This window comes from Aminobacterium sp. UBA4987 (assembly GCF_002396985.1).
In the GTDB taxonomy this organism is placed as follows: Bacteria; Synergistota; Synergistia; order Synergistales; family Aminobacteriaceae; genus Aminobacterium; species Aminobacterium colombiense.
This window is the reverse complement of the sequence record NZ_DGZF01000009.1, coordinates 85,215-109,102: the sequence shown is the minus strand read 5'-3', so window position 1 is coordinate 109,102 and position 23,888 is coordinate 85,215. Positions and strand designations below refer to the sequence as shown.

Genomic DNA, 23,888 nt, shown 5'->3' with positions numbered 1-23,888 from the left:
CCTGGTGATTAGGATTTATCCTTTTAGGGATAACCGGGATGGTTGCTTAATACCATGCCAGAAAAACGCCCCAGATTACTCAGGAGAAACAGTCTTCCACGTAAAGCTTCTGCGATGAATGGGTGACAGCCCAAACTCAGTAATACGACGACGATGATCCTCTGTGGGGTAACCTTTGTGTTTGGCAAAATTATATTGAGGATAGGCCATATCCAGAGCGACCATAGCTCTGTCTCGAAGAACTTTAGCTACAACAGAGGCTGCCGCCACTTCTGGTACGAGACTGTCGCCTTTGGGTATCGCCTTTTGTGGATAACTCCTAAGCCCGGGGATAAGGACACTGCCGTCTACAATGACTTCCTCAAAAACGTGAGGTAACTTGTTCACTGATCTGCTCATGGCCCATAAGGTAGCCTGCAAGATGTTCATTTGGTCGATACGCCGAGGGGAAGCAGCCTGGGCTCTCCATGCTACTCCAAGGCTTACCATTGCCTTAAAGATTTTTTCACGCTTTAAGGGCGTAAGCTTTTTTGAATCATTTAATCCTAACGCTGCCAAAGCATCAAGCTGAGAGGGTGTTAGAACAACAGCCGCCGCTACAACTGGACCAGCTAAAGGGCCGCGGCCTGCCTCGTCTACACCAGCTATTACTCTATTTCCCATGGATATCGCTCCCCTGGCCACTCCAATGTTATTCGCCCAAGTTTACCCGTAGAAAAGGCATCGAGAAAACGCTGCCCTGCCAATAAAAGATCAACACGGCCGCCGCTGACAAGACATCCTAAACGATGGCCTATTTTCTCAAGAGTAACGAGTGGCTCTTCTTCCACATTTTCTATATTCCACTTTTTTTCAACAAGATGCCAATGTCCTCGCTCTTTTAAATGCTCAATAAGGGAAAGTGCTACGACATCCGTGCCGCCAATAACTTCCGCTTTGCTGCAGCCGAGCCAGGCAAGGCGGCGGTGTACCTCGTTATGTGAACGGGGGTCAAGAATGCCTGGAGAATCTACAGCAAGGATATCTTGCCCTTTATACCATGAAACCCCCCTGGTAATGCCAGGAACTCCTCCAACGGGAGCTCGTTTTTTACCTACTAGAAGGTTTAGGAAAAGGGATTTGCCCACATTGGGGATTCCCACAACAGCAAGACGAAGTTCACGGTGAGCAGGCCGAAGTTTCGCAAGGTCCCGACGCAATAATTGTATTCTCCCCTCAAGAAAATTGAATGCCCAGGCCTTTTGCTTAATAGACGAAAAAAACTGAAGCCATGCTTTTGTAGCCCCTTCCTCAGCAAGGTCTGCTCGTGAAAGTACAATGTAGACGGGACAAATTCTGGAAAGCTGATCTGACATTGGCGAAGAGGTAAGATGAGGAGCCCGCGCATCTCGAACTTCTAATATAAGATCGAGCTTTTGAACCAGTTCTTCTAATTTGCGTTTCCCTTTTGCCATATGGCCTGGGTACCAGACTGTACGTGGCATATTAATGCACAACTCCTATTCTGCGAAAAGGCCAGTATCGGAAAAAAACTGGACCTCGAATATATTCTTCTGGGACAAACCCCCAATAACGACTGTCCTGTGAATGCGATCGATTATCCCCCATTGCAAAATACCTTCCCTCGGGAATTCTTATGGGAACCTGAGGAAAGAGAATGTTTGGGAAAAGTGAAAAATCATCTCTCCACTTCACATATTTTTCATGAAGGGGCTTTTCATTGATGTAAACGATCCCGTCTCTAACATCGAGGAAGTCTCCAGGAAGACCAATTATTCGTTTTACAAAATCACGCTTCGGGTCGAGGGGAAATTTAAAGACGAAAATATCTCCACGTTCTGGCTTTCGGAAAGAATACCAGAACTTGGCCACAAGAACCCTATCTCCCGGCTCAAGGGTAGGGACCATGGATCCGCTGGGAATCCAAAAAGCCTGTACTATAAAAGTCCGTAAAATAAGAGCAATAACAAGAGCCCATAAAATAGTCTCAACAAATTCTCTCCACCAAGGCTTCCCCTCTGCCATCCAACTGTCCCCCTTTTCTATAAAAGCGATGTTGGAATTGTTTTTTTATACTCCTGCGCTTTCAAGATTTCAATAGAAATAAATATATTTTTTACTTTTATTTAATGCTGACAAAACTGTGAAGGGAAACAACTACTGAACAAACTGTTTCACCTGACTGTGGTGCGGTCATCACCTCTAGAGCAAAAGCGGGAGAAACTGTGTGCCATCGCGGACTATAGGTACACACGCGATTAAATGATGCCATTTGAAACCAGGCTTTTCCACGAGAATCAAAGATCTCCCTTTCTCCTGTGTCCCAAGTGATTCTTACCTGATCCACAGGGCGATCTCCCGGTAAGAGGCGAATTTCACAGGAATGTTGCTGCAATCTCCCTTTACACAGACGAGACTCGAACCATAAAGCAAGGCGTTCCGCTTCTTTATGCGCTTGTTGTTCAGGAGACCCCAAAACAGAGAGAGGGCGGAAACGTGTAACTACTGCCCCTGATATTGCCAGGGTGATGGCAAGAACAAGAATTACTTCTATAAGCATTGTTCCGCGGTGAGCAAAGGGAGGGAGCTCAAAAGAGCCCCCTCGCAAAATGCTCCTTTTTTTGTTAAAAAATGGCATCGTAACCGAGGTTTAATACCTTGAGGTTAGCGTCTGCAAATTTTTCTGGGGATAACTGCTGAATAGCCTGTCGAACCTGGTCTATTTTTACGGTGCTTACGTCACATGCGCAAAGAGCTCCAAGAATAAGAACGTTCAGAAAAAGGAAATTCCCGCCCATGTGCTCTTTGAGTATATCGTACCCTTTTATTTTGAATACCTTAATATTTCTCTTTTTAAGATACTCGTTGAGATGGGTATTTTCAAGGGCCTTTTCGTCAAAAATATTTACTAACAGGCTTCCTTCTTCCCTTAGAAAGTGAAGGTTTCGTATGGCTTCATTTTGATCAAAAGCAAGAAGGATGTCCGCTTCACCAGTTTTTACAAGGGGGCTCTGGTAATCTCCCACTTTAAAATGACTGATAACAGACCCACCACGCTGAGCCATGCCATGAACTTCACTTCCCATAACTTTTTCGTTGCGGGACATGGCAATATGACCCAATACTTTTGTGGAAAACAAAATTCCCTGTCCACCTATACCTACGATGACATATTGCATGGGCCTACACCTCCTCCATAGCAACTATGGCCCCGTGTGGACACACCTTCGAGCAAACGCCACAAGAGACACAGAACCGTTCATCGATGTATGCCTTCTTACCGGCTTCATCGAATACAAGCCCAGGGCAATTAAAGAAATTAATACAGAACTTACATCCAATACACTTTTCAGGATCGACCTTCATAGGAATCTTATCCTGTTTTTCCCGCAGTAGCATACAGGGGTGTTTGAATATAAGCACCGCTGGTTCCTGGTGGGCTTTAGCATACTCCCACGCATCTTTTACAAGTTTTTTCCCTTCCTCTACATCATAGGCTTCAAGGGTTTTAACGTAATTCACGCCACACCCGCTTACAACCGAATCTATTTCTACAACCCTGCCCTCGTCCCCCTTTCGGAGCTTTTCACCCACAGATGGGTTAGACTGAGCTCCTGTCATAGCCGTGGTCCTGTTATCGAGGATGCACAATACAAAGGCATGTTTGTTGTAAACGGCACTGACAAGCCCAGGAATACCCATATGGAAAAAGGTCGAATCCCCAATGGTAGAAACGATGGGCTGTTCTTTACCTGCCACCTTATGAGCAAGATAGAGTCCCGACGCCATAGTCACAGAAGCACCCATATCCATAACTGCATCTGCCCCTTTCTGGTTGACTGAAAGGGTATAGCAGCCAATATCTGAAGGATTGATGGCACTGGGAATGGCCTGACGAATAGCAAAGACACTCGCTCGATGGGGACATCCTGGACAGAGCATAGGTTTCCTCGGCGTTATTTTAAGATCCTCTAGAGCAGCCTTTAAATCACTGTCGGCACCTATCTGTTTTTCTTCTCCAAGAGATTTAAGAATAATTTCTTCTATTACTTCCGGCAGAAGCTCTCCTGCTCTCGGCACATACCCGTTCCATCGGCCTTTAACCTTCGTGCGATCGAGAAGCTGCATCTCCACAACCGGGTAGGTTTCTTCAAGAACGAGAACATTGCTATGGCGATCAATGAAATCAGAAACCATCTTAATAGGTAGGGGAACGGGAGTCCCTATTTTTAATACAGAAACGTCATCTCTTCCCATTGCTTTAAGAATATCAACAACAATAGAAAAGGAAACGCCAGAAGCGATAATGCCGAGCTTCGCCCTTCCTTTTGCAGGAACTTCATAATTGTATTTGCTATACTTGGTTTCAAAGTCTTCCCGGATTTCATCGTTCTTCTGATTCAATTTAGGGTGATTTATACGCACGCTTGCAGGAAGGCAGACCCACCGGGCAGGATCTTTTTCGAACCGTATTTCTCTATCAAGCTTGATTACTTCGTTGAGATCTACATCCTGCCGGCAGTGGTCTACACGAACGCTCGGCCTGAGAATTGTGATGATATGGTACTTTTCAGAAAGATCGAATGCATCGAAAACCATCTCTTTGGCCTCAGCTGCTGTAGCAGGGTCAAAACAAGGCACTTTTGCAAAATATGCAAAAAACCGACTGTCCTGCTCAGTTTGAGAACTGTGGGGGCCCGGATCGTCAGCCACAACCAGCAACATTCCGCCTTTCATATCAAAATGGGCTGCGCTCATAAAAGGGTCAGCCGCAACATTAAGGCCCACCTGCTTCATAATCGCACAAGACCGCACTCCTGAAAAAGCAGCTGATGCCGCCATTTCAAAAGCTACTTTTTCATTAACGCCCCACTCAACAGCAGTGGAAGTCCCCAGTTCGTCTGCAAATTTGGCTACTGCTGGCAGAATCTCCGAAGAGGGAGTTCCTGGATAAGCCGTAGCCACTCCACAGCCGGCTTCCACAATACCGCGAGCTATAGCTTCATTGCCCAAGAGTATTGCTTTTGTGCTCACAGTACATGCCACCTCCATTATTTTTCATCCATAAATGATTGGATCATGGTGTAAAATGGATGCTTTGCCCTAAGCAGTTTCCCCTCTTTATTAATAAAAGCATGACGAGTAGCACCCTCAGCCAACAATCTTCCATCTCCTTCCCTCGTAACTCGATAGCTAAAACGTATGCTGGACACCTTAAGCTCATCGACCCATGTAGTGATATTGATACGGTCATCGTAACGGGCAGAGGCCTTATAGCGGCAGGAAGCTTCTACCACAGGCAAAAGAATCCCTTCTTTTTCCCAATGAGAGTAGGGGGTGCCAAGAATACGGCAATACTCGGTTCGCCCAACTTCAAACCAGGTCAGATAGTTGGCGTAATACACAATTCCCATTTGATCTGTTTCACTATAACGGACTCGTAAAGAAATGGTGACTTCCTGAGACAAAGAGGAACCTCCTTAGACGGAAAAGTAATGTGCAAAGGATTTCAGGATGATTAAAAAAAACCGTCCTTTCTAGAATTATATACCATAGACACAAAAAGTGTGAAAATTAAAAGCTTGGAAAAAGTTTGTATAAAGTATTCTAACTTACAAAGTAAATTTACAATGCTTGATATGGGCGGCCATTATGCAATCATGGTTCACAACAGAAAACCCCTTGTCTTTGAGCCATAATTCCAAGGCTGCATTTTCTGTTCCTGGCTGAAACCAGACAACGGGGTGTTCTTTCTTTCCTTCCAGTTCTTCAGCTATAGGCTGCTGCAAAGAAGGAGAGAGGAAAAAAACAACTATATCAATGGGTTCTGATAAATCTGAAACAGAACCTGCACAGGGGCAATCGAGTATCATCTGGCCTTTGTATGCTGGATTCACTGGATAAAGTCTATGTCCAGCTGCCTGGAGATATTTCATAACCTTATACACAATTCTATTTTCCTTCAGGGAGGCTCCTATAATCGCAATAGCAGATGGCTTACAAAGATACATCCTTACTATGTCCATTTTCTCCACATTAATCCCCCTCTGTTTCTCTATGGTTCGCAAGAAATTCTTTACATTATATCCTTTCTTTATAACTAAAAGGGTTGTCGGCCGCATAAGCAATGTGTATAATACATGCCCGGGCACATGCCCATTGCGGAGGACTGGCCGAGTGGTCGATGGCGGCTGACTTGAAATCAGTTGAGGTGCAAGCCTCCAGGGGTTCGAATCCTCTGTCCTCCGCCATTTTAGAAATATTATGGGTTATCAAGATTTTTTTGATCGATCTTGATAACCCTTTTTGTTTTAGCGTGAATTAGTTGCCTCTAGAAACACTTTCTTTTCAATTGCAAATAAACCCGCAAAATACAAACTGACTGTTTTCTTTTATCCCAAGACTGCTGTCGCAATGAAAAAGTAGATCAGAATAGATAAGAGATCCTGAATCACAGTTGCCAAAGGCCCGCTTCCAAAGGCAGGGTCAAGAGAGAGGGTGTTCAGCAACCATGGAAGCATCATAGCTGCCAATGTGGCTGTGGAACAGGCGGCGAAAACCGATAATCCTACACATAAAGCAATACTAGGGATTCCCCAACGCCACCACACCAATGGACCCGCTACCGCAGCCAGAGCCAAACCAATCGCCAGCCCTGCCAATAGTTCTCTCATTACCATTCTTTTCATTTCAACACCTACCGAAAGCCCCCGTACTACAACGGTTTCAGTTTGAGTACCCACTGCATCCGCCAGATAAACAATGCTCGGAATGAAAAAAGCAAGCATTACATTCTGCTGAAGCTGTACCTCGAACCAGCCAACAAAATCTGCCGCGAGCAGTGCCCCTCCGAGGCCAACCAGAAGCCATGGAACACGATGCTGAAATCGGCGCTGCACCGGTTCTTCACTAGTGGAGCGAGCCTCTTCAGTACTCCTTGTGAAACCTCCCAAGCGCGATAGGTCTTCCTCATGTTCTGATAGCAGAACAGCAAGAAGTCGGTGAGGGGGGATAATGCCAACAAAAAGCCCATTCTGGTCTACAACCGAGAGGGCAGACTCCTTGCTCTGGACAGCTTTCCATGCGGCAACCTCCTGGTCTACTCCAGGAGTGACAACCGGCGACTTCCGATCCATAATTTCCCCCATGAGAGTTTCGCATTGAGCGGCAAATAGGTCCTCTATCCTAATAACACCAAGGAATAGACCTTTTTCACCACAGACTACTACATGGCTAGCTATCTCATACTGCCGCCCTGCCATCATCTGGCGTACTTCACCAGCATTCTGATTGGGCAACACAATCGGTACTTGCATGAAAGCATGCTGGGCAGCGGTTTCAAAGGTTATATGATCGTTAACAAGCTGGGAATTTAATAACATAAACTTCCCTCCAATCAACGATATTTCATATTGCGCCCCTTGCTTCTAAGCCAATTATCCTATGATTTTTTACAGAATACTTAAAAGGTTCAATAGGATTCTGCAAGAAAATTAGGGTAAGATATATAAAAAGCCTCACCCCATAGATAAAAAAGATTGATTAAGCCAGAGCAAAAGAGACCGCAGAAATACAATTGATGTGCTTCACATCATTATAAGAAAGGAGGAAATGACCTATAAAAATGCCGTGAAGGGGCCCTTTACAGACTTCATACTACCACTCTAAAATGGCAGATACTAGATGCTAGAAGAACAAACAGGCAGTGTGCGTAGGCAAGTTACGGCGTATCAATGAACGGATGACAGGATATTAACTTGTTAAGAGCTTTAATCTGGAAAAATAACGGTATAGCAGATTATTTCCCAATTTGAAACGGTCTAACATAGACTGCACAACTATATGAACAAAGAAAGGAATTAATCACGATGACCAACAAACTTGAGATACTTTTTTTGAGCGATAAACAAGTAAATGAACTCGCAGCAAACAACATGTCAGAAGTAATGCATGATATGGAAAGAGTTCTTTCTCTCTTTGACAGCGGCGATGCGATGTGCCCTGACAAAGCCGTGATGCCATGGGGAAAGACCATTGAGGATGAAAACACTCTAGGCAGACTTAATGCTATGCCTGGATATATAGGCGGCGAGTATGATATGGCTGGCATCAAATGGATTGGAAGCAGCCCTCAGAATTACAAGATCGGACTGCCAAGAGCAACGGTTCTTGTAATATTGAATGATCCTATCACCAAGATTCCCGTCGCTATTTCTGATGGCACCACAGTCAGCGCAAAACGAACAGGTGCTGTTGGCGGAATTGCCATAAAATATCTTTCGGTTAAAAATGCGACCACAATGACCATATTCGGTGCCGGCGCACAGAGCAGAACACAGCTCGAGGCGGCATTGCTGGCTCGTCCTTCCATTAAAACCGTCTATATCAATGACGTCATGTTTGAGCGCGCAGAGACCTTTGCCAACGAGATGAGCGAAAAATACGGTGTGGCAGTTACCGCGGTAAAGGAACCTGGGGAATACTGTAAAAAGAGCGACATTATCATTACGGTCACCATCGCCTCTGAGCCCATCGTTCATGCAGACTGGATCAAGAAAGGCGCACTGATGATGAACATGGCCGACTACGAATTTACCGATGACTGCGTAAGGCTGGCAGATAAAATCGTCGTGGATAACTGGAAGAACATAAAACATCGGAAGATCAGTACTGTCGCCCTTATGTACGACAGGGGGCTCATAACCGATGGAGATATAACTGCACAAATCGGAGAGATTATTAACGGTAAAAAGCCTGGGCGCGAAAACAATAATGAAACCATCTATTTCAACGCAGTGGGTATGGGAATAGAGGACATAGCCGTAGTTACCCGTGCATACAGAAAGGCTCTGGAGCAAGGTGTTGGCACGAAGGTTCCTTATTGGGAATAGTCATTAAAATATAAGGGGCTATAATGAATTGGACAAATAATTCATTATAGCCCCTTATATGCTTTGCCATTGCCGCCATTCTATTGTCTTCTACTTGGGAATTCCTATTCTAGATAAAGGCCAGAAGCGGAAAAATGCAGGGCCCCTCAGTTCATCCCTGGAAACAAAACGGTGGTCCCAGAAACGTCCATCCCATGAGTTGGGCCTGTTGTCTCCAAGCATAAAGTAATGTTTTTCAGGAACAATCGTTGGTTCCATCGACATTGAATCATGATTCCTCACATAGGGTTCATTAAGATTTTCTCCATTAACATACACTGCCCCATTTCGAATCTCCACCGTTTCCCCTGGCAATCCAATTATCCGTTTTACAAAATCTTTTTTAGGGTCATCAGGAAATTTAAAGACAACGATTTGGCCCCGTTGAGGTTCAGAAAACCGATACCAGAACTTTGCAGCCATAACACGATCACGTATCTGCAGAGTGGGAATCATAGATCCACTCGGGATCCAGTATGATTGAACGACAAAGGTACGAAGAACAAGCGCAAGAGCTACGGCCCAGAGTACTGTTTCGAGGGCCTCGCGCCACCAGGGTTTTACAGCCATAGAAATACCTCCACCTCAATTATTTATTATGCCTTCTATTTTATCCCTTCCTAGAAGATTTTAGTGGTTTTTTTGACGGTAATTCTTAGAACTACCACAAAAACATAAAAAAAGGCGATTGGCATCATTATAACGATGCCAATCGCCTCTAAAAAACATTCTAGTATCTCAACTTAGAATAGTCCAGTAATATTACCGTCGTTATCTACGTCGATCTTCATCGCAGCAGGAACCTTGGGAAGACCGGGCATCGTCATTATTGATCCGGTTATGGCAATAATGAATCCCGCACCTGCTGACAGTCGTACTTCACGGACAGTCAGTTCGAATCCTTCCGGACGCCCGATGAGGGCCGGATTGTCAGAAATAGAGGCCTGGGTTTTCGCCATACATATTACAAGATTGTCTTTTCCAAGTCGGTGAATCTCTTCAAGATCCTTTTCCGCCTGAGCTGTATAGGTGACACCCTTCGCTCCGTAAATTTCCTTAGCAATTTTTTCGATCTTTTCTTTCGGACTCTGGGCCACATCGTAAAGCGGGTGGAAAGAATTGGGTTTCTCTACCGCTTCAAGAATCCGCTCTGCAAGTTCTATTCCGCCTTCGCCACCCTTTGCCCAGATCTCTGAAAGAGCTACTGGGACACCGAAAGCAGCACAGCGCTCGTGAACAAGCTTCAGTTCAGCTTCTGTATCGGTGGGGAAACGGTTAATTGCCACAACAACCGGAACTCCAAATCCTTGCATGTTTTCGATGTGCTTCTCAAGGTTAGGAATACCCTTGGACAGTGCCTCAAGGTTTTCTCCGGTAAGTTCGCTCTTCGCTACTCCGCCGTGCATCTTTAGCGCACGGACCGTAGCCACTATGACTACAGCTGAGGGATGAAGGTTTCCCTCACGGCATTTAATGTCAAAAAACTTCTCTGCGCCGAGGTCGGCTCCAAAACCCGCTTCTGTAATAAAATAATCAGAAAGTTTAAGCCCATACTTTGTTGCCTGAAGGCTGTTGCATCCATGGGCAATATTGGCGAAAGGGCCACCGTGGACAAAGGCCGGAACGTGCTCAAGGGTCTGCACAAGGTTGGGCTTCAATGCATCTTTCAGCACCACTGCCATAGATCCCTGAGCATTCAGATCTCCAGCGGTAACGGCCGTGCCATCATAGGTATAGGCCACAACAATTTTGGCAAGCCGCTCTTTCAGTTCTTTAATACTCTCAGAGAGACACAGTATAGCCATAACTTCCGAAGCCACTGTGATATCAAAACCTGACTCACGGGGAACTCCGTTTGTTTTGCCGCCCAGACCAACGTTGACATAACGAAGAGCCCGTTCATTAAGGTCAATAACTCTGCGGAAAACTACTCGGCGCGGGTCGATGTTCAATGGATTGCCCTGATGCAAATGGTTATCAAGCAAGGCTGCAAGCAAGTTGTGAGCTGTCGTTATGGCATGAAGGTCACCAGTGAAGTGAAGGTTGATGTCTTCCATGGGAACAACCTGAGAGTAGCCTCCGCCTGCCGCTCCTCCCTTCACTCCAAAGCTTGGGCCAAGTGAGGGCTCTCGAAGGGCGATGCTCACTTTTTTCCCTAGCTTCGCAAGTCCCTGAGCCAATCCTACTGTAGTAGTAGTCTTGCCTTCACCAGCTGGCGTCGGCGTAATAGCAGTAACCAGCACGAGTTTGCCATCGGGGCGATCCTTGATCCGATTCCAAAGGCCATAGGTTACCTTAGCCTTATATTTCCCATAAAGCTCCAATTCTTCTTCGTCAATTCCCAGCTGCGCGGCCACCTCAACGATGGGCTTCATTTTGGCACTTCGCGCAATTTCAATATCGCTCAGCATCATTAGTAGCACTACCTCCTCTGTTTGTTACAGCTTATATACCCCATAAAGGACATTAAGGGGCAGAATTAATTCTGCCCCTTAATAGGGAACAAACGTGAAAACGCTTTAAAAATAACTTATAACTTGGCGTCTACTTTTTCTTGGACTGCCTGGCGAAGGCTCATGCCCTCATCAAGCATTTTCTGAACGGCAGCCTTTTTTTCTTCCACATACGCTTCATCTTTGATGGAAGGAAGGTTTATCCGCACATTCATAACAGCACCTTCAAGGCCAGCAAGGGCCTGAGCTGCTGCTACTCCCATGTCGCTCACGGCGTTGATATTGCCTTTATCCACAATACTATCAGCCAGGCGGATCACGGCAAGACACTCTTCAGCGATAGAAAAAGGAGAATCACAAGCTCCTTTAAAAGCGTTCTGAATGGAAGCCTTTCGAGCAGCTTTATCTTCATCTGTCTCTTTTTTCATCTTAAAAGCAGCCATTACTTTGTTGAAGGCTTCTGTATCGTTATCAATTCTTTCAAGCAAGCTGGCATAGAGGCTCTCTGACTTTGCTCTCACCTCAACCATATCCGATTCATAGGCTTCGTATCCTTCCTTACCAATGGTCAAATTACAAACCATAGAGATAAGGCCTGCTCCTAAAGCTCCTGAGAGAGCGGCAACACTTCCGCCGCCTGGAGCCGGTGAATCAGATGCTAATTCTTTTACAAAAGCCTGTAAATTCATTTCTACCAACATACGACTCTACCCCTCATCATCAAAAGCTAAAATATTGTTCTCTAAACTCTGGTTCGGATCAAAATCTACAACACGAAGAAAACAATGAGCACAGTTCAAAAGGACTTCCTGAGGAAGTGTACCACAGAACTGGGTTCCAATTACGCACAATCCATATCTCTTTTAGCCTCATTTTCAATAACCTGGAAGGCACGGTAGACTGGAGTGTTGACATAATCAAACATGTTCATGGAAACTGCGACATTATCATAACCATCGGGTTTGAAGGCAACGGCACGGATTGTACTGAAGCCGCCGCTTGGACCCCTCAGCATTTTAGCAATTTTCTTGCCAATTTCCAAGTCCGTTGTATTTAAAATCATATTAACCAGCCACAAGATTGCGAGGTGCGACACTTACGATAGTAGCACCTGCTGTTAAATGGAGTCTTGCAGGCCCCAGGCGAACTCTCTGTCTTTTTCTCCATATCGATAAGCTCATAGGATTTTGCCGCCATATTTAAAAGTGCTCCTTTCAAAAGCTTTAGTTCTCCGAGACAAGCACTCGATAACTGTTCTATTAAAATCTGCATCAAGAAAGTAGCCTATAAGATTTACACCTTTCGCGTTACGGTTGTGGTTGAAAAGGTTACGGCTAAGAACATTGACAATGGCCACGAGCGCCATAATGCCAATACTTCAGGAATCAGCAAATCTTTCAAACTGTTCACAGAGAGCATCCAACAAGCTAAGATATTTCATTATAAAAATCCCACATTTTCACTGTCTGCTTTTCGCATAGAGAGTAAGGACTTCTCCCATACGAATAACGGAGTCAATTCGCACATATTCATCCGGCTGATGGAAAAAGAGTTCATCGCCTGGTCCAAACATTACAAATGGAACCCCTAAAGAAGGGATAAGGATGGAAGCGTCGGTAAAATAATTCAGCCCTGTAGTTTCCCATGGAATATTCAGGTCCAGATAAATACTCTTCAATGATTGAACAAGAGGAGCCCCTTCATCCATGCCCACTGGCTGTCTATTTAGAATGACTTCTAGAGAAACACGAACATCCTTGCATTCCCTTTCAACGCAACTCACACATGCATTAATTTCACGAAAGAGCCAATCATGATCGACGCTAGGGAGGGTTCTGATGTCCAACGTACCTTCCACATAATGTGGAACAATACTGCATTGATCGCTTACAGCATGAAGAGACGTAACTAAACACGTGGTATAACCAAGAAAATCGTGTTTCTTTTCATTTGAAAATAAGGCTTTTATAGTTTCTGCAATTTTATTAAAAGCAAAAAGAGCATTAATTTGAGCATCAGCCATAGCAGCATGAGTTGATTTTCCTTCAGATTTCACACGCAGCCAAATAGCTCCTCGTTCAGCCAACCCTATTTTTTCATTTGTGGGTTTAACAATGATAATTTCCTCTACTTTGTCCAAAAAACCGCCGCCTACAAGAGAGAGTGCTCCTGTTCCACCTGCTTCCTCATCAGCTGTAAAACAAAAGAAAATGTCTACGGCAGGCTTAAAGTCTTCCCGAAGGAGGGATAACGCTGCAAAAATAATTGAGGTTACTCCGCCCTTCATATCGGCAGCACCTCGACCATATATAAGACCATCTATTATTTCTGCTCCAAAGGGGGAGTGAGCCCACTCTTTCGCGTTCCCTACGGGGATGGTGTCAAGATGTCCTAAGATAGCCACACCCCGATTTTGATCCGTACCTGGAACAGTAACAATAAGTGAGATCCTATTGTTTTCATGTCTTATAATTCTTTTTTCAACACGATTTTCCGGGAATAATGAGGAAATATAAATTACGGCATCACGCTCATCACCAGCGGGCTGAGGGGTACGCATACGTATAAGCTGCTGTAGAATAGCGATGGCCGTTTCGCTCAGCATACAACTTCCCTTCATCTGCGGTCTCACCCCTTTCCTGAGGTTTTTACTAAGAGCCAGACAAAATTTACGAACAGCTCATGAAAGCCACTTTAAAGATTTGTAAGTATTTTATAGGAGGCAGACCACGGAAGCATTGTTGTAAATTGATAAGTTTTATTTCGTCTCTTTGTCAAGTTTTGACAAAAACTCAGAATACGCCAAGGTCATATAATTTAAGGGCCAGGGCTATATTGAAGCGATGATCGCTGTTTTCAGGATCAAAATTCAGGAGTTCGTTTATCTTCTTGTTCCGGTATTTAATTGTATTGTAATGGAACTTCATTGCCTCTGAAGCACGCTTAATGTTCCAGTTGCACTGGCTTAGAACCCTGAGCGTTTCGAGAAGCTCTCCATTGCTTTCCAAATCGTGTTCTATAACTTTATCCAGCACGTTATGGCAGAAAAGTGCAGCTTCATGATTCTGGGATATCATGGAGAGCAGCTTCATTGCCCCTAAGAAGTCCCAAAATACTACTTTTTGAGCGTGGGATGAGAGTTTGGCAACTCTTTGAGCCCCAATAGCCTCTCGATAGCTCTCATGGGTGTTTAACGGATCTGGCTTATAGCCCCCAACGGAGACAAGGATTTGGCACCGAAACTCTCGCATGGCCTCTTCGTTCAAATGTTCCGCCACTTTGACCATGTTATTTTGAAAGGTCTTAGCGCCACTGTCCGGATCTGGCGGGGAAAGAAGGAAGATCACCGACGTTGTTAACAACGTATAAATGGACTTTGGGAAAAAAGCCAGGAATTTCGATCGCAATGTGGAAAAGAAAACCTGTAGTTCTCTCCCCCCTGATTCGCCGCTCTCGGTTATCATTTCAAGGGTCACTGCCACAACACCGTTAACGGGGCTCCAGCCAAAGGTCCGCGACCGGCTCTCTAGTTCTTCCATTCTTTGTACTTTGTTATAAATTAGGTCTCTCACAAATTCGTCGATATAGTTTCGCTCTACCTTCTGAGCTGATATTTTTTTCTCTATGACAAGCTTCACCGCAATGAGAGCGTTTTCCACTGCGGATCTCTCAAAAAGGGTGAGCTCTCTCTTGGGCTGATGGGAGCGGTTAAGGATAAGGTACCCGCTTACTGCGCCCCCCACGCGCACTTCCACATGCTCGTGAAGCCGCATTACTTCTTTTAAAGGGTATATTTTTACATGTTCTTTGAATTCGTCGGAATAGGAGGCGACGAACAATTTCTTCTGAATCATGTCTCGATAGGCTACGCCGCATTTTATGGCGTCACGGAGGGCCCAGAGAATGCGGTCTATGTCGCCGTCGTCCAATAAAATATCGGCAAAGGGCGAAAAGGAGGAATACAACCCTTTTTCTTCGGCCACCAATTCATTGCGAAGGTGCAAAAGGACATCGAGGAGCACGTGATCGGAAGAGATGTGAAACAAAGGAATCCCCTGCTCGTCTGACAAATGAACAAGTTCGGGGGGGGAGGTTTCCCTGAAAGGCAACACCTGCTGCGCCGGAATTAAATACTTTTGTTAAAAGAACAAGATTTCTTTTTTTATTATCTCCAGTCCATCTTCCTACTATGAAGGATCCTGAAGAAAAATTCCGCTCCGCCCTTATGTCATCAAAAAGCATGACTTTATCTATTTTTTTATCAAGACCTTTTTCTCCCCCAAGCAAGGAAAAACTGGCTAGAGTCTTGCACATACGTACTGTAGACAAAAAAGGATCTCACCCCTCAAAAAAAGATTGTAGTATTGTAACATGAAGAGGAAAGGATAAAAAAGGGTCTCCTTATAATTAACAATTAATTACAAGGAGACCCTTCTATCGTTTTCTCTCTTGCCAATCGTATGTGTTGTGGCGGGCGCTACTTTTTCAGCCCCGCTTCCAGCGCATTCTGAAGCAGCATCGCAATAGTGAGAGGGCCTACCCCGCCTGGTACTGGTGTAATCCAGGAGGCCACTTCAGAAACCCCTTCAAAGTCTACATCTCCCACAAGGCCATCTTCAAGGCGGTTAATACCCACATCAATGACCACTGCCCCCTCTTTAACCATAGAAGCGGTGATCATGCGGGGACGTCCCACCGCTGCCACAACGATATCAGCCTGCCGTACGATAGCCGCAAGATCTTTTGTACGGCTGTGGCAGATGGTAACAGTAGCGTTGCGGTCAAGAAGAAGATGGGCAATAGGTTTACCTACAATGTTGCTTCTTCCTACAACTACTGCGTGTTTGCCTTCGATGTCTATATTGTAGGCATCAAGGATGTACATAATTCCCTTAGGGGTGCAGGGATGTACTGCCGGCAGTCCTGTCACAAGATTTCCCATATTTACAGGATGGAATCCATCAACATCCTTAGAGGGAGCGATTGCCATGAGCACCTTGTCAGTATTAATTTGTTCTGGAAGAGGAAGCTGAACAAGAATTCCATCTACCGCCCTGTCATTATTCAAAGTGTCTATAAGTTTCAACAGTTCTTCTTCTGTTGTAGACGCAGGCAGTTTATGGAGAAAGGAATTGAAACCCACTTCCTTGCATTTCTTTTCCTTTTGCCCAACGTAGACCTTTGATGCTGGGTTTTCACCAACAAGAACTACGGCAAGGCCCGGAACGTGCTTACCCTGGGCCTTTATTTCTTCCACTTCTTTTTTGATAGAAGCGACTACATCAGCTGCTACTTTCTTTCCATCCAATATATGAGCTTTCATTACAACAGATCCTCCCTTGACTAGAACAGTCCTGTAATATTGCCGTCGTCATCTACATCGATTTTCATTGCTGCAGGAACCTTGGGAAGACCGGGCATTGTCATTATTGATCCAGTTATGGGAACAATGAATCCCGCGCCTGCTGACAGCCTCACTTCACGAACCGTCAGTTCAAATCCTTCCGGACGCCCAATGAGGGCCGGATTATCGGAAATGGATGCCTGGGTCTTACCCATGCATACCAACAGGTTATCCTTCCCCAGACGGTGGATCTCTTCAAGATCCTTCTCCGCCTGAGCCATATAGGCAACGCTCTTCGCACCGTAGATTTCTTTGGCTATCTTTTCTATCTTCTCCTTAGGGCTCAAGGAAGCATCATACAACTTGTGGAAGGTGTTGGGTTTCTCTACCGCCTCAAGAACCCGTTCCGCAAGCTCAATGCCGCCTTCGCCACCCTTTGCCCAGACTTCAGACAATACCTGCTGAACACCTAACGCGACACAGTGTTCCTTTACAAGTTCCAATTCAGCCTCAGTATCGGTGGGGAAACGGTTAATGGCCACAACGACCGGAATTCCAAACCCCATCATATTCTCTATATGTTTCTCAAGGTTCGGGATGCCCTTGGAGAGTGCCTCAAGGTTTTCCCCAGTAAGCTCGTTCTTCGCCACTCCGCCATGCATCTTCAGTGCACGGACGGTAGCCACAATGACTACTGCCGATGGGGTAAGATTGCCTATGCGGCATTTTATATCAAAGAACTTCTCCGCGCCGAGGTCCGCGCCAAAACCTGCTTCCGTAATGAAGTAATCGGCAAGCTTAAGACCATACTTCGTCGCCTGAAGGCTGTTGCAGCCATGAGCGATATTGGCGAAAGGACCGCCATGAACAAAGGCCGGAACATGCTCCAGGGTCTGGACAAGGTTTGGCTTCAATGCGTCTTTCAATAACGCCGCCATAGAACCATGGGCGTTCAGATCTCCTGCCGTTACAACAGTCCCACCATAAGTATAGCCCACAACAATTTTGGATAGGCGCTCTTTCAACTCTTTGATGTTTGCCGAAAGACATAGAATGGCCATAACTTCCGATGCCACTGTGATATCAAATCCTGACTCCCGAGGCACACCGTCAGCTTTACCACCCAGGCCAACGATGACGTGACGGAGGGCCCGTTCGTTCAGATCCACAACTCGGCGGAAAACGACTCGGCGAGGATCGATATTCAATGGATTCCCCTGATGGAGGTGATTGTCGATCAGGGCGGAAAGCAAGTTATGAGCAGATGTTATGGCGTGAAGGTCCCCTGTAAAATGAAGGTTGATATCTTCCATGGGAACAACCTGAGAGTAACCTCCTCCCGCAGCTCCGCCTTTCACCCCAAAACTCGGGCCTAGCGAGGGCTCTCTTAGAGCGATGCATACCCTTTTACCTAACTTCGCCAATCCCTGGCCAAGGCCAACGGTTGTGGTTGTCTTGCCTTCTCCAGCTGGCGTCGGCGTGATGGCCGTCACCAATACAAGTTTGCCGTCGGGGCGATCCTTGATCCTGTTCCAAAGACCATAAGTCACCTTCGCTTTGTATTTTCCATAATACTCAAGCTCATCTTCATTGATTCCCAGCTGCGCAGCCACCTCTACAATTGGCTTCAACTCGGCATTTTGCGCTATCTCAATATCACTCAGCATCATTCGTAGCATTACCTCCTCTACTCATCGTATGCAAGATCATCAGCAATACAGCAATGAATAGATATGTTTGATGCTTTTTGATCCCCATCGTATTGTACTCATTTAAAAAAAAAGAGGCAAGCTGTGTTTTGCCTCTCCATTAAGCAACTGTTACTACCCCTTTATCACCGCCACTGGCTTTAATTTTGCCACTTTAAGGCTTAATTGAGCCTGATGAACAACTTCTACTACTGCAGAAATATCTTTGTAGGCTTCCGGCATCTCTTCTCCCAAGGTACGGAAACTATCTGCCTTTACTGTCACTCCCCGGTCAGCCATCTCTCGAACCAGGTTTTGTCCTCTCGTTCGTTTTACAGCTTCATTTCTGCTCAATACGCGTCCCGCGCCATGGCAAGTTGAAGCAAAACTTTCCATTTCTGCTTTTTTTGTCCCCACCAGAACGTAGCTTGCCGTTCCCATGCTGCCTGGAATGAGCACAGGCTGACCTTCGAAAGCTCGGGTTGCCCCTTTACGATGGACACAAACCTCACGTTTGCGCCCTTCCCATATATGTTTTTCTATATGGGCCATGTTATGGCTTACGTCATAGACAGGGAAAAGAGGCTTTCCTGGGAAAAACTGGGCGAAGACATCCCGTACAACTGACCCTATTATTTGTCGATTCGCCATGGCAAAATTAGCGGCAGCCTTCATCGCTCCAATATACTGCTGTCCTTCTTCCGATTGTATAGGAGCACAGCAAAGCTGACGATCCGGAACATCAATCTTATATTTTGCCATGGCTCGCCGCATGACCTTTAAATAGTCATCGCAAACCTGATGACCCAGGCCGCGGCTGCCGCAATGGATCATCACAGTTATGCTTCCCGACTCAAGGTTCATTTGAGAAGCAGCTGCCTTATCAAAAATTTCATCCACAACTTGTATCTCAAGAAAATGGTTGCCTGAGCCCAGGGTTCCCAGCTGATTCTTTCCCCGCTCCTTTGCCCTGTTAGAAACAAATTCGCATAGAGCTCCGTCAAGACAGCCTCCCTCTTCCGTGCGGTCCAGGTCGTCCTGCATTCCCATACCTTCTTTTACCGCCCAGCGAGCCCCCTTGCGGAGGACATCGTCAAGATCCTTAAGGGAAAGTCTTATTGCGCTCGAAGATCCCACCCCACTCGGTACTGCTGAAAAAAGAGCTGTTGTTAGAGCGTCTAAAACGGGCTTAATATCTGCAAGCTTTATATATGAAGAAAGCAAACGCACACCACAGGAAATATCGTACCCCACTCCCCCTGGGGAGATAATTCCTTCATTCACGTCAAAAGCAGCTACTCCTCCAATGGGGAAGCCATACCCCCAATGGATGTCAGGCATGGCGTAGCTATACCCTACAATGCCAGGAAGGCAGGCCACATGGGCAACCTGCTCAAGAGCACTATCCTGTTCCAGCATGGTTTCTATATAGTGATCCGCATAGATCAACCCAGGTACGGCCATGCCCGGGAAAGCCTCTTTTTCTAGTAACAAACGAACATTATCCATCCTCTTCAATAGATTTTTCATTCTCTCACCTCTCATTCAGACATCCAGGAAAATTCTAAGGAAGGGCCTGGGTTCTCCTCGAATGACCAGTCCTCCATAGGTCGCGGCTTTGATCGGCAGCTGTATCTGGCGATATACGGCAAAAAGACCGTCAGCCTCAAGATGCCAGGAACCTCTTTTCACATTGACATGGAGAGGGATGAAGAGCACGTTTTTGCTTTCCCAAATATAAATAAGCTCGTTTAGCCACGATACCATGAGCTCTTCCAGATCGATACCATCGATCATAATCGTTTCATGGCTCCCATGACGAATGCCCCTTAAAACAGATATATCTCCATAGCAGACTCCGTATAAAGCAAAGGCAGCCTCTATAAAGAGGTCGTTAAGAGACTGAGTTTCCACTTCAAAACCTACGTCTGCCGTATGTTCTATCTCTTTCCAAGCCATGTACCACGCGCCTCCTCGACAGAAGTAATAAAAAAGGGCGACTTTGAGGGCCGCCCATAAAATTCCGCGAAAAATGAAATCTTCCACATCGATCATCCGCCGTGAATAACTATATTATATCAGGATTTGTGCGATCTTTTTTTAAAAACAAATGAGGGGGCTTAGTGTTGATGGCTTTTTTACCCTAAAAGGGCAAGGAGAAGCCCTCCCGCAAGTACTGACCCAATCTGTCCCGAAACATTCGCCGCCACAGCCGGCATAAGAATAAAGACATTCTTGTCTTCATTATAGGCCATCCTCTGAGCCACCCGCGCTGCCATAGGGAAGGCGGAAATGCCTGCCGCCCCGATCATAGGGTTGATCTTTCGAGAAAGGAAGCGGTTCATGAAGCGCGCGGACAGCACTCCTACGGCTGTATCAAGGATAAAGGCAACGAGTCCCATGGCAAGGATGGCAAGGGTTGAAGGCTGCAAAAAACGGTCGGCAGTCAGAGTAGCGGAAATACCCAGGCCGAGAAGGATTGTTACAATGTTAGCCAGTTCGTTTTGAGCTCCCTTGGCGAGACGGTCAACGACCCCGCTTTCCCGAAGAAGATTGCCAAACATAAGGAAGCCAATGAGGGAAACAGAGGCTGGAGCTAACATTCCTGCCCCAAGAGTAACAGCAAGAGGGAAGAGCACTTTCACTGTTTTTGAAACGGGTTTTTCTGTGTAGGTCATAGGAATGCGGCGTTCTTCTGATGTTGTAAGCAGCTTGATGACTGGAGGCTGAATAAGAGGAACAAGAGCCATATACGAATATGCCGCCACAGAAATTGGGCCAAGGAGATGGGGAGCGAAACGGGATGAAACATAGATAGAAGTGGGACCATCAGCAGCGCCTATAATTCCTATGGAAGCCGCTTCGTTCAAATTGAACCCGAAAAGCAGAGCCAATCCCATGGTCAAGAAAATCCCTGCCTGGGCTGTGAAACCAAAAAGAGCCGTAAGTGGGGACTGGAAAAGGGGGGTAAAGTCGATCATGGCCCCTACTGCTATAAAAATGAGAAGGGGAAAAAGTTCGGTAGAAATCCCTATATCAAAGAGCAATGACAACGCTCCAGGATGAGAAACCCCTGCAACAATTTGTGTCAGAGCCGATGTAAGAGGGATGTTTACAAGGATAGTTCCAAAACCCATGGGAAGAAGTAAGGCTGGCTCATACTCTTTCACCACTGCCAGATAGATAAGCAATAATCCCAAGCCTATCATGACCCCTTGCTGAATTGTTATCGACGCAATGCCTTCGAAAATAAATCCCAACCAAGTTCACTCTCCTGTCTTCGTCTTCTTAATAATAGTCATAAAAAAAGACCTTCAGCATGACTTTCGCCACACCAAAGGTCTCGCTTATTGGCCTTCACCAACGACAGGACCAGGCTGTAAAGCCATGATGTTGATCCTGCCCTCGCAAGCTACTCCCCTTCAGGATGTAGTATATACTGGAAGATATTCTATCTAACCCCTATACTTTGTCAATGGAGAAAGATCTATAGGGGGAAAAAATATGGTTACTATTACGCTTATGAAGCAAAACACCTATGAAGAAACATCGTTGCGACAGAAGATAGAGGATATTTTTCAGTTCCATTTTGATAAGGGAAATCCCATCCGCCCAGGTGATATTATTCTATTAAAACCCAACCTTCTTTCTGCTTCTTCCCCTGAAAAGAGAATTACTACAGACCCCGCAATTGTGAAAACGGCGGCAAAGGCTGTTCTCGACAGATTAGGCAAGCCTGTCATAGGAGATAGTCCCGGGCTTGACCGTTTTCCTTCCGTAGCAGAGAAAACCGGCATGAAAGCTGTGGCCGATGAGCTTGGCATTCCTATAGTAGAACTGACAGATCCCATACCCGCACCTGTTTCTTCCTCTGCCCGTTTCCACCGTATTGATCTGGCGCGGCTTGCATTAGAAGCAGACCTTATTATTAATCTGCCTAAACTTAAGACCCACGCTCAAATGCTTCTCACTTTAGGGGTAAAAAATCTATTCGGCACAGTTGTAGGTCAGCAGAAAGCTTCATGGCATTACAATGTCGGACTTAATCGAGACCTTTTTGCTGAACTTCATCTTGACATCTATCAGGCCCTCCCTTCCTCCTTTACAATTCTTGACGGCATCTGGTGCATGGAAGGGCATGGGCCAGGGAACGGAACCCCACGGTTTTTAGGTCTTCTCGCAGCATCAGAAGATGCAGTTAATCTCGATATTGCAATTAGCCGCATTCTTCACGCAACTCCCGAATCCTTTCCCTTATACAGAGCCGCAGAGCGGAGAAACCTTATTGTCAGCAGCCCCTGTATCCTTTTTACCCACGATACGCCAGAATCCTTTGCCTTTAATGATTTTGATATACCTCATCTTGACTCTCTTCACCTGATCCCGGCTTTTCTTGATATTTTCTCGAAACGCTTTCTTGTTTCTCGACCGGTTCAAAATCCCGACCTGTGCATTCGATGCCGAAAATGTGAAGAAATTTGTGCCGCCCATGCCGTCATTCTGGATTCGAACGGGAAACTCCATTTTAATTACAACAAATGCATTCGCTGTTTCTGCTGCCAGGAAGTATGCCCTAATAACGCCATAGAATTTCAAAAAGGGGCCCTTCTTAAATTGATGGATAGTTTTAAAAAATAGTGTCTTAAGTCTCTATAGGTTACAAAAAAGCAGCTCCAGACATTGAAATGCTGGGGCTGCTCTCTTTCTTCCCCGGTAATTAGCCCGATCTAATGATGGTGGTGATGATGTTCTACGCTCTCTTCTGAGAAAAGGTTTTCTTCCAGTTCTTCCAGAGCTTTCCATAAGTCTCTTAAAGCTGTTTTTTTTGATTCGATAGCATGGACAAAAGCATGTTTTGCCTCATGCCCTGATACGGCGTGCCAACGGGCCACAAGACTTGTCATTCCTTCTAATTCTTCACAGATGGTCTCCCTAAGAAGCTCTGCTTCTTCTAATGGACCATGTACATGAAGATGTTCTTCTGATGATTGCGGGGTTATTACTTTACACATGATGAGCCTCCCTTTCTTTGCTTCCACCATTTTTTAAAAGCTTCTTCAGCTTTGTGAGCATTTAGAGAACATTGTTCTGTAAGGGTTTCTGAGAAATCAAAAGAATACCCTGATATTGACAGAAGCCATGCTTCAGGTTTTGGTATCTCAAGGCGATCCATAAGGGATAGCAGCCAGGCCGGTCCCATGGAGTGTATATTCAATCCTTCGAGGGCTGCGTCAGATAAAACGTTTTCCAGCATATACCCTTCAGGAAGTTCTCTCATATCAGCGTCTATAAAAAGGGCAATCTCAGCGCCTTCAAGGTCATAGGCCAATTCTGGAAGAAGTTGCTGGCCTATCCACAGGTTAACCTCAAATCCTTCTTCTTCAAGCCATTCTGCAATTTGGGGGGCAAGTTGCAACCCGACACTATCATCTTCACGAAAAGGATTTCCAAATCCTGCGATGAATACCTTCAT

General features: G+C 45.7%; 24 protein-coding genes and 1 tRNA gene. 3 read left to right on the top strand and 22 right to left on the bottom strand.

Going from position 1 to position 23,888, the window contains the following annotated elements; genetic code table 11:
* Positions 1-75 precede the first annotated feature (75 nt).
* The 8 genes from B2U56_RS04555 to B2U56_RS04520 all read right to left on the bottom strand — a co-directional run bounded on the left by B2U56_RS04555 (position 76) and on the right by B2U56_RS04520 (position 6,026).
* Entirely contained in the window at positions 76-663 is a 588-nt protein-coding gene (locus B2U56_RS04555; RefSeq protein WP_013048906.1) for a ribonuclease HII, read from the bottom strand.
* On the bottom strand, positions 648-1,484 hold the full coding sequence (locus tag B2U56_RS04550) for a YlqF/YawG family GTPase (protein ID WP_013048907.1): 837 nt from the start codon (positions 1,482-1,484) through the stop codon (positions 648-650). Before B2U56_RS04550 ends, B2U56_RS04555 begins: the two co-directional genes overlap by 16 nt.
* Position 1,485: 1 nt before the next feature.
* Positions 1,486-2,025 (bottom strand): signal peptidase I, encoded by a 540-nt coding sequence (lepB, locus tag B2U56_RS04545; RefSeq protein WP_013048908.1) that lies wholly within the window; start codon positions 2,023-2,025, stop codon positions 1,486-1,488.
* A 97-nt stretch (positions 2,026-2,122) separates the two neighbouring features.
* Positions 2,123-2,608 carry a hypothetical protein gene (locus B2U56_RS04540; RefSeq protein WP_286952576.1) on the bottom strand — a complete coding sequence of 162 codons (486 nt, stop codon included), beginning with the start codon at positions 2,606-2,608 and terminating at the stop codon, positions 2,123-2,125.
* A gap of 16 nt (positions 2,609-2,624) precedes the next feature.
* Entirely contained in the window at positions 2,625-3,179 is a 555-nt protein-coding gene (locus tag B2U56_RS04535) for a 2-oxoacid:acceptor oxidoreductase family protein (RefSeq protein ID WP_013048910.1), read from the bottom strand.
* Between the two features lie 4 nt (positions 3,180-3,183).
* Positions 3,184-5,052: an indolepyruvate ferredoxin oxidoreductase subunit alpha gene (iorA, locus tag B2U56_RS04530; RefSeq protein ID WP_013048911.1), complete on the bottom strand. Its 1,869-nt coding sequence runs from the start codon at positions 5,050-5,052 to the stop codon at positions 3,184-3,186.
* Entirely contained in the window at positions 5,052-5,468 is a 417-nt protein-coding gene (locus tag B2U56_RS04525; protein ID WP_013048912.1) for an acyl-CoA thioesterase, read from the bottom strand. Before B2U56_RS04525 ends, iorA begins: the two co-directional genes overlap by 1 nt.
* 144 nt (positions 5,469-5,612) lie before the next feature.
* Entirely contained in the window at positions 5,613-6,026 is a 414-nt protein-coding gene (locus B2U56_RS04520) for a CoA-binding protein (protein WP_244392477.1), read from the bottom strand.
* A 137-nt stretch (positions 6,027-6,163) separates the two neighbouring features.
* On the opposite strand from B2U56_RS04520, the gene B2U56_RS04515 reads away from it, so the two are divergent.
* Positions 6,164-6,251, top strand: a tRNA-Ser gene (locus B2U56_RS04515).
* A gap of 141 nt (positions 6,252-6,392) precedes the next feature.
* On the opposite strand, the gene B2U56_RS04510 is transcribed toward B2U56_RS04515, so the two are convergent.
* Positions 6,393-7,382 carry a magnesium transporter gene (locus B2U56_RS04510; RefSeq protein ID WP_286952574.1) on the bottom strand — a complete coding sequence of 330 codons (990 nt, stop codon included), beginning with the start codon at positions 7,380-7,382 and terminating at the stop codon, positions 6,393-6,395.
* A 486-nt stretch (positions 7,383-7,868) separates the two neighbouring features.
* Between B2U56_RS04510 and B2U56_RS04505 the strand changes: the two genes are divergently transcribed.
* The gene (locus B2U56_RS04505) at positions 7,869-8,891 is read left to right on the top strand and encodes an ornithine cyclodeaminase family protein (protein WP_213700745.1); all 1,023 of its coding nucleotides are present in this window, start codon (positions 7,869-7,871) and stop codon (positions 8,889-8,891) included.
* Positions 8,892-8,981: 90 nt separating this feature from the next.
* On the opposite strand, the gene lepB (B2U56_RS04500) is transcribed toward B2U56_RS04505, so the two are convergent.
* From lepB (B2U56_RS04500) to B2U56_RS04450, 11 genes are all read right to left on the bottom strand, one after another.
* Positions 8,982-9,500, bottom strand: a complete 519-nt coding sequence (lepB, locus tag B2U56_RS04500; RefSeq protein WP_013048916.1) for a signal peptidase I — start codon at positions 9,498-9,500, stop codon at positions 8,982-8,984.
* A 173-nt stretch (positions 9,501-9,673) separates the two neighbouring features.
* The gene (locus B2U56_RS04495; protein WP_349679258.1) at positions 9,674-11,344 is read right to left on the bottom strand and encodes a formate--tetrahydrofolate ligase; all 1,671 of its coding nucleotides are present in this window, start codon (positions 11,342-11,344) and stop codon (positions 9,674-9,676) included.
* A 116-nt stretch (positions 11,345-11,460) separates the two neighbouring features.
* Positions 11,461-12,084 carry a cyclodeaminase/cyclohydrolase family protein gene (locus B2U56_RS04490; protein WP_286952571.1) on the bottom strand — a complete coding sequence of 208 codons (624 nt, stop codon included), beginning with the start codon at positions 12,082-12,084 and terminating at the stop codon, positions 11,461-11,463.
* Positions 12,085-12,224: 140 nt separating this feature from the next.
* Positions 12,225-12,479 carry a hypothetical protein gene (locus B2U56_RS04485; RefSeq protein WP_286952569.1) on the bottom strand — a complete coding sequence of 85 codons (255 nt, stop codon included), beginning with the start codon at positions 12,477-12,479 and terminating at the stop codon, positions 12,225-12,227.
* Between the two features lie 363 nt (positions 12,480-12,842).
* A complete protein-coding gene (locus tag B2U56_RS04480) occupies positions 12,843-14,003 on the bottom strand; it encodes a M20 family metallopeptidase (RefSeq protein ID WP_286952567.1) in 1,161 nt (386 codons plus the stop codon).
* A gap of 172 nt (positions 14,004-14,175) precedes the next feature.
* Positions 14,176-15,429 (bottom strand): PucR family transcriptional regulator, encoded by a 1,254-nt coding sequence (locus B2U56_RS04475; protein ID WP_286952566.1) that lies wholly within the window; start codon positions 15,427-15,429, stop codon positions 14,176-14,178.
* A 431-nt stretch (positions 15,430-15,860) separates the two neighbouring features.
* Positions 15,861-16,706 (bottom strand): bifunctional methylenetetrahydrofolate dehydrogenase/methenyltetrahydrofolate cyclohydrolase FolD, encoded by an 846-nt coding sequence (folD, locus tag B2U56_RS04470; RefSeq protein ID WP_286952565.1) that lies wholly within the window; start codon positions 16,704-16,706, stop codon positions 15,861-15,863.
* 20 nt (positions 16,707-16,726) lie between these two features.
* Positions 16,727-18,394, bottom strand: a complete 1,668-nt coding sequence (locus B2U56_RS04465; RefSeq protein ID WP_286953099.1) for a formate--tetrahydrofolate ligase — start codon at positions 18,392-18,394, stop codon at positions 16,727-16,729.
* A 156-nt stretch (positions 18,395-18,550) separates the two neighbouring features.
* On the bottom strand, positions 18,551-19,945 hold the full coding sequence (locus tag B2U56_RS04460) for an RtcB family protein (RefSeq protein WP_286952563.1): 1,395 nt from the start codon (positions 19,943-19,945) through the stop codon (positions 18,551-18,553).
* Between the two features lie 15 nt (positions 19,946-19,960).
* Positions 19,961-20,374 carry an archease gene (locus B2U56_RS04455; RefSeq protein WP_169302820.1) on the bottom strand — a complete coding sequence of 138 codons (414 nt, stop codon included), beginning with the start codon at positions 20,372-20,374 and terminating at the stop codon, positions 19,961-19,963.
* Between the two features lie 179 nt (positions 20,375-20,553).
* Positions 20,554-21,675 carry a sodium ion-translocating decarboxylase subunit beta gene (locus tag B2U56_RS04450; RefSeq protein ID WP_286952561.1) on the bottom strand — a complete coding sequence of 374 codons (1,122 nt, stop codon included), beginning with the start codon at positions 21,673-21,675 and terminating at the stop codon, positions 20,554-20,556.
* Positions 21,676-21,919: 244 nt separating this feature from the next.
* On the opposite strand from B2U56_RS04450, the gene B2U56_RS04445 reads away from it, so the two are divergent.
* The gene (locus B2U56_RS04445) at positions 21,920-23,053 is read left to right on the top strand and encodes a DUF362 domain-containing protein (RefSeq protein WP_213700877.1); all 1,134 of its coding nucleotides are present in this window, start codon (positions 21,920-21,922) and stop codon (positions 23,051-23,053) included.
* A gap of 89 nt (positions 23,054-23,142) precedes the next feature.
* Here B2U56_RS04445 and B2U56_RS04440 read toward each other — a convergent pair whose 3' ends face one another.
* Positions 23,143-23,427: a hypothetical protein gene (locus B2U56_RS04440; RefSeq protein WP_013048931.1), complete on the bottom strand. Its 285-nt coding sequence runs from the start codon at positions 23,425-23,427 to the stop codon at positions 23,143-23,145.
* Entirely contained in the window at positions 23,415-23,888 is a 474-nt protein-coding gene (locus tag B2U56_RS04435; protein ID WP_013048932.1) for a hydrogenase maturation protease, read from the bottom strand. Before B2U56_RS04435 ends, B2U56_RS04440 begins: the two co-directional genes overlap by 13 nt.

Bases quoted from the DNA above. Each gene is read 5' to 3' on its own strand.
- B2U56_RS04440 (WP_013048931.1), bottom strand. From the start codon at position 23,427: ATGTGTAAAGTAATAACCCCGCAATCATCAGAAGAACATCTTCATGTA.
- folD (WP_286952565.1), bottom strand. From the start codon at position 16,706: ATGAAAGCTCATATATTGGATGGAAAGAAAGTAGCAGCTGATGTAGTC.
- B2U56_RS04550 (WP_013048907.1), bottom strand. From the start codon at position 1,484: ATGCCACGTACAGTCTGGTACCCAGGCCATATGGCAAAAGGGAAACGC.
- B2U56_RS04495 (WP_349679258.1), bottom strand. From the start codon at position 11,344: ATGATGCTGAGCGATATTGAAATTGCGCGAAGTGCCAAAATGAAGCCC.
- B2U56_RS04505 (WP_213700745.1), top strand. From the start codon at position 7,869: ATGACCAACAAACTTGAGATACTTTTTTTGAGCGATAAACAAGTAAAT.
- B2U56_RS04535 (WP_013048910.1), bottom strand. From the start codon at position 3,179: ATGCAATATGTCATCGTAGGTATAGGTGGACAGGGAATTTTGTTTTCC.
- B2U56_RS04520 (WP_244392477.1), bottom strand. From the start codon at position 6,026: ATGGACATAGTAAGGATGTATCTTTGTAAGCCATCTGCTATTGCGATT.
- B2U56_RS04510 (WP_286952574.1), bottom strand. From the start codon at position 7,382: ATGTTATTAAATTCCCAGCTTGTTAACGATCATATAACCTTTGAAACC.
- lepB (WP_013048908.1), bottom strand. From the start codon at position 2,025: ATGGCAGAGGGGAAGCCTTGGTGGAGAGAATTTGTTGAGACTATTTTA.
- lepB (WP_013048916.1), bottom strand. From the start codon at position 9,500: ATGGCTGTAAAACCCTGGTGGCGCGAGGCCCTCGAAACAGTACTCTGG.
- B2U56_RS04460 (WP_286952563.1), bottom strand. From the start codon at position 19,945: ATGAAAAATCTATTGAAGAGGATGGATAATGTTCGTTTGTTACTAGAA.
- iorA (WP_013048911.1), bottom strand. From the start codon at position 5,052: ATGGAGGTGGCATGTACTGTGAGCACAAAAGCAATACTCTTGGGCAAT.
- B2U56_RS04445 (WP_213700877.1), top strand. From the start codon at position 21,920: ATGGTTACTATTACGCTTATGAAGCAAAACACCTATGAAGAAACATCG.
- B2U56_RS04435 (WP_013048932.1), bottom strand. From the start codon at position 23,888: ATGAAGGTATTCATCGCAGGATTTGGAAATCCTTTTCGTGAAGATGAT.
- B2U56_RS04455 (WP_169302820.1), bottom strand. From the start codon at position 20,374: ATGGCTTGGAAAGAGATAGAACATACGGCAGACGTAGGTTTTGAAGTG.
- B2U56_RS04555 (WP_013048906.1), bottom strand. From the start codon at position 663: ATGGGAAATAGAGTAATAGCTGGTGTAGACGAGGCAGGCCGCGGCCCT.
- B2U56_RS04465 (WP_286953099.1), bottom strand. From the start codon at position 18,394: ATGCTGAGTGATATTGAGATAGCGCAAAATGCCGAGTTGAAGCCAATT.
- B2U56_RS04490 (WP_286952571.1), bottom strand. From the start codon at position 12,084: ATGTTGGTAGAAATGAATTTACAGGCTTTTGTAAAAGAATTAGCATCT.
- B2U56_RS04480 (WP_286952567.1), bottom strand. From the start codon at position 14,003: ATGAAGGGAAGTTGTATGCTGAGCGAAACGGCCATCGCTATTCTACAG.